Below are 15,730 nucleotides of genomic sequence, written 5' to 3'. Positions count from 1 at the left end.
GTCCACGAATTCCAGGCACTTCGTATGCATCCCAGCGGCAGCAAAGCATACGAACCCACCCAAAAGCTGCTAGTTCGTATGCAACTTCCGGCACCAAATGCATACGAACCCCTAAAAATAATCCGCAGGGGTTAACTCCTCCGCAATTCGTCCCGATATATATAGTACAAAAGTATCACCTATTACTAAGGAGGATCTTAATGAACGGTGAACAGATAGAAGGCGTGCGTGTTCAATGAATGGATTGGGCATGCGCGTTTTCTTTTTGCACTTTTGTATTATATATGACAATGTTATAATTTGATTAGAACCTGATTGACATGTGACAAAGAGGGCTATGTGATGATACAGAATTCTTTTTTCTTTGTTGAACTGGATGAACTGGATGAGATTCTTTTCCGGATTGTGAATCATGAGGCATATGAGCGTGCAACAGGAGTATTATTGCAGTTGTACAATCCAAGAGTAGATGCACCGGAAGAGGAAATCGTTTCGCGGATTAACCGTGTGGTAAAAAAGGGATGCCTGACGGGGATGACTGCTGCGAATATTGCAGGAGAGAAATATGATATCAGTGATAAGCCGATTCAGCTTTCGGTGTCTTACTTCTTTCAAACAAAACTGATATTGTGTGAATATAATTTGTCATCCACGACTGCGTTTTTTGCAGGCCGGCAGATGAATGAGATATTGGAAAGTACGCAGAATGCCTGTGCAATGCAGATTATGTATGCATCAAACAGCGCATCGGCGGCGCTGTTTACGAAAGAATTCAGACATCATAAGCTGCCGACGTTTGGAGCAAAAGCCGGACGCAGCATCAGAGCGATGAATACGGCACATGTTTATGGCACGAACTGTTATGAGAATGCTGTGGTGGCAGTTGTTTTTTGCAGTGACTGTTTAAGTGTCTATATGGATCATAATCTTGGCTGGCAGGAAATCGGCGTGGAGATGGTAGTGACGGAGGTCAATGGGGACAATGTCATTGTACAGATTGATGGAAAGCCTGCAATTGAGATATTTGAAAAATATTTAAAAGTGAAACCGGGACCGTATTTCGTGCAGAATGTATGCGAGTTCCCATTGATGATGCATCGCAAAGGATTTCCGCTTGCACGCGTTCCTGCGGCAGTGGATGAGGATGGATCTGTCTATTTCACATCGGATGTGCATCAGGGAGAGCATTTTCGTTTGTCCTATGCGGATGAGCCGAAGCTGAAGTATTTCTCAAGGCGCTCGGTGGTGGATCTGCAGGCATTTGAACCGGAGGCCGTATACATTTTTGAATGTGGCAATCGCCTGCGCTATTTGAAGCGGGGATACCGGGAGGAACTGGATCATTATCGCTCATTGATGCCGGAATTGTCATTTACCACCGGATATGCGGAAATCTTTATTACGCCGGAGGGATATGGCGGAGATTTGAACAGTGCACTGGTGGCAATCGGACTGAAAGAGGTTGCCGGGCAAAACCGGATTATTACGAAGCGGGAATATATTGAGTCTGAAGAAAGTGCGGTTGAGGATCATGAGATCCCTTTCGTGGACCGCATTTTGACCTTTTTGTCGAGCACATCGAAAGAACTGGATGCAATCAACAAAGATCTTGGACGCATCGCGTTTACGGACCAGCTGACAGAGGTATATAATCGATGGGAAATGGAACATAAAATTGCGGAGGCACTGGCCGTTCGGAAAAACCAGGATTGTGAATATGCATTGCTTTTTATGGACATTGACCATTTTAAAAATGTCAATGACACCTATGGTCATGATGTCGGAGACATGGTCTTGCGCGGTATGGTAAATCTTGTGCGCGAAAAATTGCGTGAAAATGACGTGTTTGGCAGATGGGGCGGAGAGGAATTCCTGTGTCTTCTTCAGGCTTCCAAAGAAGAGGCATGTGAATTTGCAGAGACGATTCGGGATACCATCGATCAGGCTTGTTTCGTCAACGTTCGCCATGTCACCATCAGCATCGGCGTGACGGAAGCGCGTGCAGATGATGACATCGATTCTTTCGTAAAGCGTGCCGATGAAGCATTGTATCAGGCAAAAGAAACCGGCAGAAACCGGGTGGTTTACGCCGATGAATCATGATTGTGCCGGACACAGAATATCCAATACGGCATCATATGTTTTTGCATGCTGCAAATCTTCGATTTTTTGTTCATGATTGAACAGATCATTGATCAGTTTAAAATACAATCCGCGGTCTTCCTCGGTGGTTGCAACCATGAGGATGACGCGGATTTTTTGATTGTGAATGCGGACACGGTGCTCCAGAACAGACAGAAAGATCGCGGTCTTTTTGGCCGGGAGGGCAGAGTGAACCACTGTGATGGCCGGGCGTGCGTAAAAGGCAGAGGCATTTTCGCGGCGCAACAAATCGGAAAGCCATGGCTCGTCGACAATCCGGTCTTCAATCATTTGCAGTCCAAGGCGAGAAAGCGCATCAAAATAATTGTCTGCCTGCGTGTGTTCAAACCAGGTCGCTTCCTGCAGCAGTGTGCGCAAATCCGGATATTGTCTGCGATAGAATTGTTTGAAACGCATATGAGACAGGAAACGTTCAAATGCCGGAAACTGTTCTGCCGGTGAGGCGGAAACCGTAAATTGTTTGGCGCGATGCTCCGGCGGAAGCTGGATGTCGGTTGTGGTCAAAATCAAATCGATTTTCGAAAAATCATATGATATTTTGCGGAACATTGGCAACACATCATTGATGGATAAAAGAGGTCCGAACGAAGCCTCTAATTGCATGCAAAGTCCCCATGCCATGGACAGATTGTGATGGCACAGCAGTACGGCATGGATTTTTTGCGGCACAATATGCGCAAGTGCTCCGGAGAGCAGCGTGCACAGATAAAATAATTCAATGGAACTCAGATAACATCCATAGTAATTCAGAGCAAGCGGCTGTACGAGATAAGCCAACTCAAATTCCACCGCATAGTGAATCGGATCAAATGATTCTTTTAACACATCCGGATTCATGAAATGCACCGGCAGAGAAAGATAGCGGAAAAAAATCATCAGGGATAGATAAAAATCTTCATCTTCAAACAAATCAATTGCATATTCGGTTTCAATCAGATGTAGATAATCATTCACAAAGCGAATCAGCGACGGCTCAAAATAATTGACCAGATTGTTGCGCAGATAGTCGATTTCTTCGATTTTGCTGCAGGAAATATGCTCATAGATATCATGCCGCTCGAATTCATTGAATGTGACATCCAGTTTTTGTGAAATGGTATCAATCAATGCATCGGTTTGCGGGATAATCTGTGGGTTGATATAGATTGCGCGGTCTTCGGTAAGCGGATGGCCTTCTGTGATGCGCTGCACTGCGATGGCAAGCTTTAAATCCAGACGCACAATATTGATATCCTCAAGGGTCCAATGATTTTCGGTCAAAAAATCGTTGATGGCATCGGTGCAGATGAGGATGATTTTTTCATCCGGATATTCATATTGATAAAAAGTATTGCCCTGAGTCTGGTAATCCCAACGCATTGCATACAGCTGCACCAGAATCTCGCGGCGCTTCCATTCGGTATGCTCAAAGGTAATGCGGTTGCGTGCACGAATCAGCTCAATTTGCGGATAGTTGAGCAGATATTCTTTGCGAAATTCCTTTAAATCTAATTCCAAAGTTGGTTTACTGATATACATTTCGTCAGCTAGTTCGTCCAGGTTGATTGGAGCATCGGATCTGCATAACCGCTGAGCAACATGGCGCAAACGCTCCTCTCTTGTCAGAAAGGATGTGGTGCTTCGCGTCAGATGGTTGAGCGTTTTTGGATTTAGAGATTCTAAACGATAACCGAAGCGATGCTTGGAGATGATGGAAATGCCGGTCCCCTCTAAAAGCTGATTCATTTCTGTAATATCATTACGAATGGTACGAGAAGATACGCGTAACTTTGAAGCTAACATTTGCCCGGTGATATATCCACTTTCGGATTGTAAATCATGAAGCAGCTGGCGTTGGCGTAAGGATAGATTTATTTTTTTTGGCGTATTTACATTTCTCATTGGAAACTCTCCTGATAACTATGTCTGTGAAGTAATTGTACTACCTTGATGCAAAAAGGGGAATATATTATTTCCACTATAAAGAGGAAAAAACTAGACTGTTAAGTGGCTTGACTTATAAATTCGCAAGTGATAGCATGATAAAATAATGGAGTGTTTTGAAAATTAATACAAAATAGAAAGGATGAGAATGGTGGATATGAAGAAAAAAATAGGTCATAAAATTCTAGTTATCATGATGGTGTGTTCAATTGCATTATGCGAAAAGGATAGTGTTTTTCAATTGTTGGGGAAAGCATTAAGTGGAAATGCATCATTAAGCGGAGATGCATCATTAAGCGGAGATGCAACACTCAGCGGAGATGCAACGCTCAGCGGGGATGCAACATTATTTAAAGATGATTATGATTCTTCGACAAAGAAAAACAGAAATTCAAAAGAAACAGCTGCAAGTATGTATGATATTATCCTGGAGGATATGGATGAGGTTACTAAATCTTTAAAGAAAGAATACCGGAAGTATGTTTCTGTATCAGTTTCTAATTCGAAAGTATTTGACTATAATCTTGGGTGCAATAACTATAGCCAGAGTGAACTTAATAGAAGATACAAAGCGATAAATATGAGTACGGTCAAGGGTACTTGTAGTTGGGTCGCTGCAACTAGTTTGTCAGAATACTACAATAGAAAGGGTTATGCAAAAATAAAAAATTGGAACAGAGATGGAATCTTTTGTGATTTTGTCCTATGGGCAAAAGGCTTAAATGTATATGAGCCAGAAGGGGGAACAGAAAGAGATAAGGTTTGGTATGTATATCAAAAGTTTTATGAGAGTAAAAATCTGAAAATGTTATGTTCTTATGAAACTAAGAATACATATCGGACAACTTATGATTTTAATCGGGCGGTAAGACCTGTTACAGCGAGTTTGCGTGCGCCAAATGGCTCTGGACACGCGGTTATTATCGTTAATGCATATAAAGTGACTGTAAAGTATAAAAAAACTTCATCAGGTAAATCCTATTCAAAAGACTATATTTATTATGTGATTTGCGACGGATGGCATAATGCAAAAACAGGTGATAAACTCCGCGTATCGTATGTTAGAAGTGATTATCTTGTGGGGGTAAATACAGCTTATGAAGGCTAAAAGAAAAAATGTGTTTATCATTATACTTATTATAGGTGTTATTTTTGTTTCATTAGGAGCATATTTGTTTTTTGTTGTAACAAAAGGTAAAAAATGTCAAATTATTGTAAATAATTGGAATGGAGGACAGAATCGATATACGGTTGGCAGTTGTAGTGTCACAGATGAGGATCCATACATGGAGCTTACTTATTGCCAGAATTTTTTCTCGACAAAAGAAGATTTAGAAGATCTTTTTAAAGATAATGAGGATTATATCGGAACCTATACATTCTACGATGAAATGCTTGTAAAAGAGGCAAAGGTTTTCTACAACGATAATAATTATTATGTTTTGCGAAACAACAGAGAAGATGAATATATTATTTCATCTTCTTATAGTTGGTATCAAATGTTTGGAACGATTATTTATGTACCAACACCTTTTTATTTTTCTTTTGAACCGGAGTGCGTGGATGCATATGAGAATGAATATGAACCAAATCTTGTAATGGATGTTGTTTTTAATAAAATATCCTTTTCGGATATGAAGGAGTTTTATTCTCGCATGGATGAAAAGTATTATCACATCGACGAAACAAATCAAACAATAACAGTGGATGGATATGACTGTGAGCACTCACAGGATGTAGAAGACTGCATGATGTTTGATTATAAGAATCATACGATTAGTGGAATCGATGAGGACGGAAAAATGCAGATTTTTATCCAGTAAAAAGAATGAAAAAATACAAAGCAAAAAGAATTGAAATTGAAAAGATAGTAATATCGCTTTATGTGGCCACTTTGCTTACAGCGCTTCCGTTGACTATGAATAATGCATATTTTGATGTTATTCAAACAAAAAAATATGTGTTCCAAGTAATAACAATAGTATATATTGGAATGTTAGCGGTTGCCCTTTTATTTTCAAAAATCAGAGGAGCTACATTACATTTATCGTTTAATATAGTAGATTGTTGTTGGACAATAATGCCAATATATTTACTCATTAATACTGTTTTTTCTTCTGATGTTAAAAAATCGATATCCGGAGAAGATGGATGGGGATTGGGATTGTCTTTTTGGTTTCTTCTACTATGCTGCTATTTTTTTGTCTCAATGGTCGGAGTATACAAAAGTATTCTGGTATTTCCGATGATTGTGACATCGCTTGTAGTAATAATCATTGCTTTATTAAACTGTTTAAATTTTGATGTTTTAAATTTTGTTTCAATCTTGTTGGAGCGTGAAAAGTATAATTACATTTCTACGATTGGAAATATTAATTGGTATGGGGAATATGTAAACATACTTCTTGTTATAGTTAGCTTTATATGGCTGAATAGCACGGGGGAGACTTGTTTGACAAAATTCATCGAGATTTTAATTCCTATGCTTATTTTCACAGCAGTATGTTGCGGGAGCGATATTGCTTTAATTGGTATCATATTAATTAATGCATATATATTTATGGAACATTTGTTTTTGGGGGTGAAGCAAAAAATGATTGTTTATCTATTTGTAGAATGTTGTATATTTGTAGGGATTAATATTTTATACAATTATCATTTGTTGTTTTACCCGTTAAATACATTGCAAAAAACATTTATTAGCAAATATTGTTGTGGCGCAATTGGGGCATTAATTATTGTAGAATTAATAGTCCGGAAAAAGTATATTAAGAATATTATATATATAATCGCTGCGTGTTCACTATGCGTTTATATCAAAACATTTTTACATAAGTATTTATATTTTTCAGACTCGTGGGGAACTAATCGCGGATACATTTTTTGCAAGACATTGGAATTATATAAGTCATTAACACTTAAAGAGAAATTATTGGGAGTTGGATTGGACCGTTATGGTACAGTTATGTTTCAAAAGTATGGAAATGCTTTAGAGAAATATCTTGGCGGTCGTCTTATAAACGCACACAATTGGTTTTTTCAGTTGTTAATTACGATTGGATTGTTTGGTAGTATATTGTTTATTTTAACTATTATTATAACACTCAGAAATTCCGTTGCGATTTCTTCGAATAATCTGATTCTGAAGGCTATTGAAATAGGAATATTTGCTTTTATGATTCAGGGGCTGTTTAATAATATGCAGCCTTTAGGTATGACCTTCTTTTTTGTATTGTTAGGTCTTTTTAATTATGAAACAAAGACATTTAAGAAAACAACACACTATAAATGATATGATTGTTCAGTATTTATAAAAAGGGTGATTCTTCGGAATCATCCTTTTTGATTTATATCGCCTTACTCGATTCTAAAAAACATAGCAGGATTTTAAAAATTTCCACTTTAAAGAGGAAAAAACCGAGTTGAGGAAATCGTATTCATTTCGTACGCTAGAATTAGCTTAGAACTACATCTCAGTGAGAGAATGAAACGAAATTATGGAGGTATTGACATGAAATACGAAAGAATCAGAAAAATTGTATTAGAGGCAATCGAGCAGGCTGTAGCAGACGGACTCGTTCACGGAACATCCGGCAATATTGCGCTTCGCGATGATGAGGAAGATGTTGTTGCAATCACACCAAGCGGAATCTCTTATGTGGGAATGAAGCCGGAAGATATTGCAATTGTAGACTTAAACGGAAAGTGGCTGGATGGAAACTATAAGCCATCGTCCGAGACACCGATGCATACAGCAGTGCTCCGTGCGAGACCGGATATCAAGGCGACCGTTCATACCCATGCAATGTTTGCAACCATCATGGCAATGGGCGACAATCCTGTTTTGCGTCCGATCACACCACCACAGTGTGAATTTACACCGGTTCGCATCGTTCCGTTTACCATGCCGGGATCTGATGAAGTTGCTGACAAGGTTGCGGAGGCAATCGGTCAGGACGGCAGAGCCGTATTGATCAAGAATCACGGTATGTTTACCTGCGGAAAAGACATGAAGGCAGCAATGGCAGCCGCTACTTATGTGGAAGAGATGGCCGTAACCACCTACTATGCAAAGGTTGCAGGCGTTTATGAGCCGATGCCGGAAGAAGGAGAGGCTGCAATGAAGGCGTTAATCGCAGCAGATCAGGCCGTATAAAAGCAGGTGATACAAATGGCAAAAGAATTTTTTATCAAAACAGATGTGACATTCGGGGCGGATTCCGTGCAGGAATTGAGCCGCGTGCTGCATGCTTTTAATGCAAAAAATGTATTGGTTGTCTATGACAAAGGCGTGGCCGCGGTCGGCATCGCAGACAAGGTTTTGGCAGCCATCGACGAGAAGGCATTTCGGGTAGTCTGCTACGACGGTGTGGTTCCGAACCCGACAAATGAAGTGGTCGAAGAAGGCTATGCGATTGCAAAAGCAAATCAGGTGGATGCGATTGTGGCAGTCGGCGGAGGATCCTCTATCGACACGGCAAAGGCAATCAATGTATTGCTCGCAAACGGCGGAGGCATCATGGACTACGAAGGCATCGGCAATGTGCCAAAACCGGTATTACCATTGATTGCAATTCCGACGACCGCCGGCACATCCAGTGAGATCACAAATGTGGCTGCGCTGGTTGATACCGCATCCGTGCGCAAATATGTGCTAATTGATAACAAGATTGTGCCGGACAAAGTGATTGCGGATCCGGAGTTCACCAGAACCGTTCCGCCTTTCGTGACAGCGGCAACCGGACTTGATGCCATCACACATGCAGTGGAAAGTTATGTATCCATTGAGGCCAACTTTCTGACAAAATACAACTCACTTCGTGCATTGCAGATTTTTCATGAGTATCTGCCTCGCGCATACAGGGACGGCAATGATATGGAAGCGCGTGAAAATATGATGCTTGGATGCATCGTTGTCGGATTTGGTTTTTCCAATGCCAACCTTGGACTGGTCCATGCAATCGCGCATACATTGAGTGCACACTTCGGTCTGGCACATGGCGATGCCAATGCCTGCGTCCTTCCGTATGTCGTGGCATTCAATGCTGAAAAATGCAGCAAAGAGATGATTGAACTTGCAAAGGCAATCAATCTTCCGATGACCGGTGATGAGGAAAAAGACAAATTCGCACTGGCGGATGAATTGCTTCGCATGACGAGGAAGATGGGAATTAAGCCGCTCCGTGAGCAGGGCAGAAATACAAAGATTACCGAATCAGATTTCGACATGCTTGCAGAGGAAGCCTTGAAGGAAGGCCCGCTTCATTTCAATCCGCGTCAGGATGTGACAAAAGAAGTGATTATCGATATTTTAAAGAAAGCGTTCTAAATTGAGAGAGATGCGTATGGATTTGAAAATTCCAGAAAGGGAAGAGACGAATATGGAAAAGAAAAAAATGGTTCTGTGCACCCAGCTCCCGGAGGAGCGCAGAAAAGAACTGGAACAGTATTGTGACATTACCGAAGCCGGTGAATTGAAGCATGGTAAGGGCAATGCACCGGAAGCACAGACAAGAGAAGAGTGTCGTGGATTTGAAATCGTTGCACTCGGCGATGAGTATGCCGGTGCGGATACCATCAACGACTGGGTGGATCACGGAATGAAATTCATCGGTGTGGCAAAGGGAACACCGGTAACGGTAGACAACAAGACCATTATGGAGCGCGGCCTGCAGCTATCTTATACACCTGGCCGCAACCGTGTGGCTGTCGCAGAATTTACAATCGGTCTGTTTATCGCGATGGCGCGCAAAATCACACTTTCGGCAGAAGGACTCCATAAGGGCGAGCATACCACTCCGGCAAAGGACAACATCTATGATGTTCCGGATGTCAAGAATGTAACTTTCGGACCTTTGGATGAGAACCATCCGTTTGTCGATTACGGAATCGGATTCGAACTGTACGGCAAGAAGCTTGGTATTGCCGGATTCGGTGCCATCGGCCGCGAAGTGGCAAAGCGTGCACAGGCGCTCGGAATGAAGATTCTCGCTTACGATCCATATATGAAGGCTGAGCAGATTGAGGCAACCGGCGCAACAGCATGTGATCTGGACACCATGCTTGCAAACTGCGATATTTTGAGCCTGCATTTGCCGGTTGTGGAATCAACCATGGGCATTGTCAACAAGGATTGGTTTTCAAAGATGAAGAAGACTGCCTATGTGGTAAATACCGCTCGTGCAGCAGTCGTAGATCAGAAAGATTTTGTGGAAGCATTGCAGAACGGTACGATTGCAGGTGCTGCTGTCGATGTTTACTGGGAAGAGCCGGTTCCGGCAAACCACCCGCTTCTTTCTATGAGAAATGTGGTATGCACGCCGCATATGGCCGGATTGACGACCGATGTGGACGGTTGGTCCGGAGAGATGATGTCGACCGAGATTTTGCATTATCTCAAAGGCGAGGACCGCGAATATATCTGGACACGCGTATAGCATAAGGAAAAGTATTGCAGTCAGTCGGTGCCCGACACCTTTTGACTTGCGGGGGGAGTTACATGTCAACGAAAAAGAAATATTTGCTGGGAATGGACTGCGGTACCACAAATATCAAAGCAGTCATTCTGAGTGAAGACGGAACAACGGTAGCGGAGGCTTCGAGGCCGAGCACATTTATCAGTCCCGGCCAGAATATGCAGGAGCAGGATGCAAATGACTGGTGGCGTCAAAGTGTAGAAATCTTTCAATCACTTGCGCAGCAGGCGGGGCCGGAAGTGGTCAAAAACATTCAGGGCATTTCTATTAGTTCGCATACGGTCAGCATGCTCCCGGTAGACAAAGACGGTGTGCCGGTGCGCAATGCCATGACATATCAGGACAGCCGCTCCGTGGAAGAATTGCAATATATTGTCGACAAAGTCGGCTTCGAGAAGTTTGTAAAAATTGTCGGCGGCCAGCCGAGTGTGGCATTTTTGCCATGCAAAATCTTATGGTTCAAGAAACATGAACCGGAATTGTTTGCGCGCACAGCTGCATTTTTGCAGGCAAGTTCGTATATCAATTTCAAACTGACTGGCGTGATGTCATCCGATATCGACCAGGCGACCAGAACACAATGCCTGAATATGAGCAGACTGAGCTGGTCCCGCTCCATCGGGGATGCCATCGGCATCGATTTGAACCGCTATATGCCACGCCTTTATCTCGTCGATGAGATTATCGGAAAAGTCACCCGGGAAGCAGCGCAGGAAACCGGACTTGTCGCCGGTATCCCTGTCATAGCAGGCTGCTCGGATGCAATGGCATCCATGTTTGCACTTGGTCTTTCAGAACTCGGACAGGCAGGTGAGTCATCCGGAACCACATCGCTGGTATTTGTCGGCGCAAAAAAGAAGAGCCGCATGGATTTGCCGGTTATCACCAGACCGTGTGCCATTTCCGGCATGCCGTGGGTTTTTGATGCCCCGATTCAGACGAGCGGTGCTGCACTGAAATGGTTTGTCGACAAATTTGCTGCTGAAGAGAGAGAATATTGTGAAAAAAACGGATTGAATATTTTTGATTATCTCAATGAGCGTGCCCTGCAGGCTCCGGCCGGATCAAACGGATTACTCTTTTTGCCGTATCTGCTTGGCGAACGTGCACCGCTCTGGAATGATTACGCGCGCGGATTGTTTGTCGGACTCGACATGAACATGTCGCGTGACGACCTGATTCGCAGCATTTTTGAAGGCACTGCTTTTGCACTTCGCAATGTAGTTGAGACCGTTCGCAAATCCGGAGGTAAATGCGAATCACTCCGTATCTGCGGTGGCGGTGCAAAGAGCCGCACCTGGGCGATGATCAAAGCATCCATGCTCAACTGTCCGGTCTATCTGCTGGACGACAGTTGCGGAGATGTTCCGGTCGGTGATGCGCTTCTGGTGGGCAACCGTGTCGGTGTATTTGGCAGCCTTGCCGAAGGGGTTGAAAAAACCATCAAGGTCAAGGAAGTTATCGAGCCGAATCCACAGTGGGCAGCAGTCTATGACAAGATGTATGCGCACTATGTCAAGGTTTATGAGAACCTGGACGAGGAACTCAAAGTCATGCGCCGCGATGTGCTCGACATTCAGCAGACACAGCTGGAAGAAAAGCAGCGCGAAGAAATGAACTCCCGGGATACGGTTGCATAGCCGAAGCCCCGGTGGAGACTGGAGGAGGAATAAGATATGGCAGAAATGAAAGCGGCTTTGATGTATGGGCCGAATGATATTCGTGTAGAGCTGACAAAAAAGCCGGACTGCCCGGAAGATGGTCTGATTCTGAAAATTATGGCAGTTGGACTTTGCGGCAGCGACATCCGCAATCTGACGAGTGATTCAAGAAAGGGCAATTATCCATTTATTTACGGTCATGAAATCGTAGGCTGCGTGGATGAAATCGGCCCGAAACAGACTAAATATAAAGTGGGACAGAGACTGTTTCTGTTCCCTGGAACCTATTGTATGGAATGTGACAATTGTATTAGCGGACATAGCGAAAACTGCGAAAATGAGCATGTTGCAAAGCTCGCCGGCACCGGCGGCTTCGCACAGTATATCGCAGTCGGTGGAGAAAAAATCCACTATGGCGGCATCTATGAAATCCCTGATCATGTCAGCTATGAAGCAGCCAGCCTTGGCGAGCCGATGACCTCGGTATTTGCCTGTCTGGAAAATGCTAAAATCGGTTATCCGGATACGCTGGTCATTATCGGCGCCGGACCAATTGGCGACTTCATGGCATCTATTGCAAAAACCCGCGGGGCAAAGCGCATCATTATGGTAGATTTGAACGCGCACCGTCTCGAAATGGCAAAGCAGTTCGGTGTCGATGAAATCATTGTAAGCAAGCTTGACAATCCCCAATTCGCAATCGATGAGGTTCTTCGTTTGACCGGAGGAAAGGGCGCGGATAAAGTGATTTCAGCCACACCGGCTAATGCAACACAGGCGCAATCTCTTCACATGGTTAAGAAGGGTGGACTGGTGGTCTTCTTCGGCGGTGTTCCGAAGGGCTCAATGACAGAACTCGATACCAATCTGATTCATTACAACAATATTTGGATTAAGGGCCACTTTGGAGCGTCCTATGATCAGTCAAAGCGTGCATTTGCGCTGGCTTGTTCTGATGATTTTCCGGCAGACAAGTTCATCACTCATATCCTTCCACTCGATGAAATTAATCATGGAATCGAGCTGACAAAGACGGGAGAAGCCATAAAAGTCGTGCTTCATCCTTGGGATGAAAGCTTTTATCCTTGAATATGAACCAAAAGGCCCCGCATCAGCTGATGCGGGGCTTATTTATTGTTTTTCTCCCTCCGGAATTAGAGCGTTGGTTGGTTTTTGCTACCTGTAATGATATTAATGAGCGCAAGTATTGCATTAATCAGACAAAATACGCCCCAGATGATGAGATCGGTATAAATGCCATGCATGGCCAATCCTGTGACTGCACCAATACCAAAGAGAATCAACAGTGCAATGTTGGCGCCTTTCTTTTGACTGGAACGTGTTGCGATAGAAACAATTCCACCGGCCAGCATTACAATTGCAACAATCAGACCAGCTGAACCGGAAGTTCCGCCCTGATCTTCAATGGCATCAACAACCCCTGCCGCGCATGACTGAAAAAGAACAATCACACTTAATACAATCGAAAAAATTCCTGCTACAAGTTTCCATACTTTCATTTTTCATTCTCCTTTTTGATAATTGCTTGATGAAAAATATTATAGCAATAGATCGTCGTAGCCGTTGCCCCCGTAGCGGTGGGAATCGGATTATTCTGTAGTTCCGCAAGGACGCAATTCTTCCTGAGCGTTTTCTTTTAGCATTCTGTTAATATCACTGATACGGCCCGGGCGATTTTGAAACATCAAAATGAGTAGTGCATCACGCGTATCTTTGGCATAGAGTTCACGCATTCCGTATTTTTTTAATGCGCGTTGAGTTTCATCAACAGTCAGTTTTGCGGCATAGCAGATGCGAATAATGGTATCGCGTTGGCTGGTATGCTTTTCTCCTGAGAGCAATTTATATCCATATCGCTCAGGGATATCAGCATCCAAAAAAACGCGCTGTAGTGTAAGCTGATTATGCGCAATTAAATCTTTAATATAATTGTAGAAAGAGGTGTTTTTGGAAGACATGCTATCCTGATTATTTTGCAAAAAAATCTGATAATCATCGGGATGGGTACTTCCTAATATATTAAATAGTTCTGTTGTACTTTTTTCTTTCATCATAACTCTCCATTCATGCTATAATTGTCTGTGGGACAATCATAGAAAGGTAAAATAAGCGATGAGCACATCAAACCCATATGAATATTTAGATTACGAGACGATCGCCACGCTTAATGAGCAACATCACATCTATCTGATACAAGATCCAATCAGCAAGCATGTTTATGTTAAAAAAGAATTATTAATCTATTCAATTGAGGTTTATCAGATGCTCAAGGAAAATCCAATTTCCGGAGTGCCGAAAATTTTGGATTATTATGAACACGATCATAAACTAACCGTGATTGAGGAATATATCAATGGCGAATTATTGCGAGAAAAAATTGATCAAGGTCAGATGACAGAGAACGAGATATGTAATTACATATTTCAGCTTTGCCAAATTCTTGAACAGTTGCATCATAATACGCCACCGATTGTCCATCGTGATATTAAACCATCAAATGTGATGATTACAACACGCGGTGAAGTGGTCCTAATTGATTTTAACGCAGCCAAATTTCATTCGCAACAGGATAATCGTACATCAGACACTGTTTTGTTGGGCACGCAGGGATATGCAGCACCGGAACAGTATGGATTCGGTGAGTCCTCGTCCCGCACAGATATTTATTCACTTGGGATCTTATTTGAAGAGTGTCTGGAATCAATACATGCAGATAAGAAAAAATATGATTTCATTATCAATCATTGTACGCGAATGGATCCTGCTGATCGATATGAAGACATTACTGACTTAAAAAAGCAATTACAATTTTGGGGGACACGCAGATATGACCGCGGTTATGCGTTACCGGGATTTCGTACGCGCTCCCCATGGAAAATGTTTTGTGCAGTATTTGCATATTTACTTTTGCTTTTAATGCTTTTCACTACGAATGAATCAGATGCATCGGCGGCTTCTTATGTGGAAAATTTTATAATATGCGCCTGGCTGTTTCTGAATATTTTAATCTTTTTTAATTATAGAGGGATTCTCGATTATGGATTGAAACCGAATGACAGTATTTGGAAGAAGAGAATTCTCCATGCTGTTTTGTGGAGTATTGCTTCGCTGATACTGGTTGTAACTCTTTTATCACCGCTGAAAACATTGTTGAGCTAGACTTGTTTTATTCTGTATTTTGCTACAGATAAGCAAAATGGCAGTAAATTCGAAATATAAGACTTCGAATTTACTGCCATTTTTATGTGCAATGCGTTTGCTAAGATAAATATTGAATTCTCAAATTAAGAAAATAATCAACTACTTTCAGTCAATCTTTGAAAGGTATCGAAAATATATTGCGAAGCGCGGCAAAAGCATACGAACGAGCCCAAAAACCTAGGGCTCGTATGCATGCCAGCCCGACAAAAGCATACGAAGGAGCCAAAAAACCTAGGGTTCGTATGCATGCCAGCGCAGCAAAAGCATACGAAGGAGCCCAAAAAC

At 42.6% G+C, this 15,730-nt stretch carries 13 protein-coding genes; 10 read left to right on the top strand and 3 right to left on the bottom strand.

The window, feature by feature from the left end:
• Positions 1–342 precede the first annotated feature (342 nt).
• Entirely contained in the window at positions 343–2,103 is a 1,761-nt protein-coding gene (locus CSX02_RS07015) for a diguanylate cyclase (RefSeq protein WP_099386146.1), read from the top strand.
• Here CSX02_RS07015 and CSX02_RS07010 read toward each other — a convergent pair.
• Entirely contained in the window at positions 2,098–4,044 is a 1,947-nt protein-coding gene (locus tag CSX02_RS07010; RefSeq protein WP_099386145.1) for a BglG family transcription antiterminator, read from the bottom strand. The genes CSX02_RS07015 and CSX02_RS07010 overlap by 6 nt on opposite strands.
• 199 nt (positions 4,045–4,243) lie before the next feature.
• Here CSX02_RS07010 and CSX02_RS07005 point away from each other — a divergent pair, with 199 nt between their 5' ends.
• From CSX02_RS07005 to CSX02_RS14115, 8 genes are all read left to right on the top strand, one after another.
• Positions 4,244–5,194 (top strand): hypothetical protein, encoded by a 951-nt coding sequence (locus CSX02_RS07005; RefSeq protein ID WP_143248153.1) that lies wholly within the window; start codon positions 4,244–4,246, stop codon positions 5,192–5,194.
• Between the two features lie 178 nt (positions 5,195–5,372).
• Positions 5,373–5,909, top strand: a complete 537-nt coding sequence (locus CSX02_RS07000) for a hypothetical protein (RefSeq protein ID WP_143248152.1) — start codon at positions 5,373–5,375, stop codon at positions 5,907–5,909.
• 5 nt (positions 5,910–5,914) lie between these two features.
• Entirely contained in the window at positions 5,915–7,378 is a 1,464-nt protein-coding gene (locus CSX02_RS06995) for a hypothetical protein (protein WP_099386142.1), read from the top strand.
• 219 nt (positions 7,379–7,597) lie between these two features.
• Positions 7,598–8,242 (top strand): class II aldolase/adducin family protein, encoded by a 645-nt coding sequence (locus tag CSX02_RS06990; RefSeq protein WP_031545981.1) that lies wholly within the window; start codon positions 7,598–7,600, stop codon positions 8,240–8,242.
• 15 nt (positions 8,243–8,257) lie between these two features.
• On the top strand, positions 8,258–9,415 hold the full coding sequence (locus CSX02_RS06985) for an iron-containing alcohol dehydrogenase family protein (protein ID WP_099386141.1): 1,158 nt from the start codon (positions 8,258–8,260) through the stop codon (positions 9,413–9,415).
• A 52-nt stretch (positions 9,416–9,467) separates the two neighbouring features.
• Positions 9,468–10,523 (top strand): NAD(P)-dependent oxidoreductase, encoded by a 1,056-nt coding sequence (locus CSX02_RS06980; RefSeq protein WP_099386148.1) that lies wholly within the window; start codon positions 9,468–9,470, stop codon positions 10,521–10,523.
• Positions 10,524–10,585: 62 nt separating this feature from the next.
• On the top strand, positions 10,586–12,202 hold the full coding sequence (locus tag CSX02_RS06975; protein ID WP_099386140.1) for a xylulokinase: 1,617 nt from the start codon (positions 10,586–10,588) through the stop codon (positions 12,200–12,202).
• A 36-nt stretch (positions 12,203–12,238) separates the two neighbouring features.
• A complete protein-coding gene (locus CSX02_RS14115; RefSeq protein ID WP_189281410.1) occupies positions 12,239–13,312 on the top strand; it encodes a zinc-binding dehydrogenase in 1,074 nt (357 codons plus the stop codon).
• 65 nt (positions 13,313–13,377) lie between these two features.
• On the opposite strand, the gene CSX02_RS06965 is transcribed toward CSX02_RS14115, so the two are convergent.
• Both CSX02_RS06965 and CSX02_RS06960 read right to left on the bottom strand, forming a co-directional pair.
• Positions 13,378–13,743 carry a hypothetical protein gene (locus tag CSX02_RS06965; protein ID WP_099386139.1) on the bottom strand — a complete coding sequence of 122 codons (366 nt, stop codon included), beginning with the start codon at positions 13,741–13,743 and terminating at the stop codon, positions 13,378–13,380.
• Between the two features lie 90 nt (positions 13,744–13,833).
• Entirely contained in the window at positions 13,834–14,295 is a 462-nt protein-coding gene (locus CSX02_RS06960; protein ID WP_099386138.1) for a hypothetical protein, read from the bottom strand.
• A 61-nt stretch (positions 14,296–14,356) separates the two neighbouring features.
• Between CSX02_RS06960 and CSX02_RS06955 the strand changes: the two genes are divergently transcribed.
• On the top strand, positions 14,357–15,403 hold the full coding sequence (locus CSX02_RS06955) for a serine/threonine-protein kinase (RefSeq protein WP_099386137.1): 1,047 nt from the start codon (positions 14,357–14,359) through the stop codon (positions 15,401–15,403).
• Positions 15,404–15,730 lie beyond the last annotated feature (327 nt).

Origin of the sequence: Agathobacter ruminis (genome assembly GCF_002735305.1) — a bacterium.
Lineage (GTDB): Bacteria > Bacillota > Clostridia > Lachnospirales > Lachnospiraceae > Roseburia > Roseburia ruminis.
The sequence above is the reverse complement of the archived record's forward strand: the minus strand, read 5'-3'. Positions and strand labels throughout refer to the sequence as shown.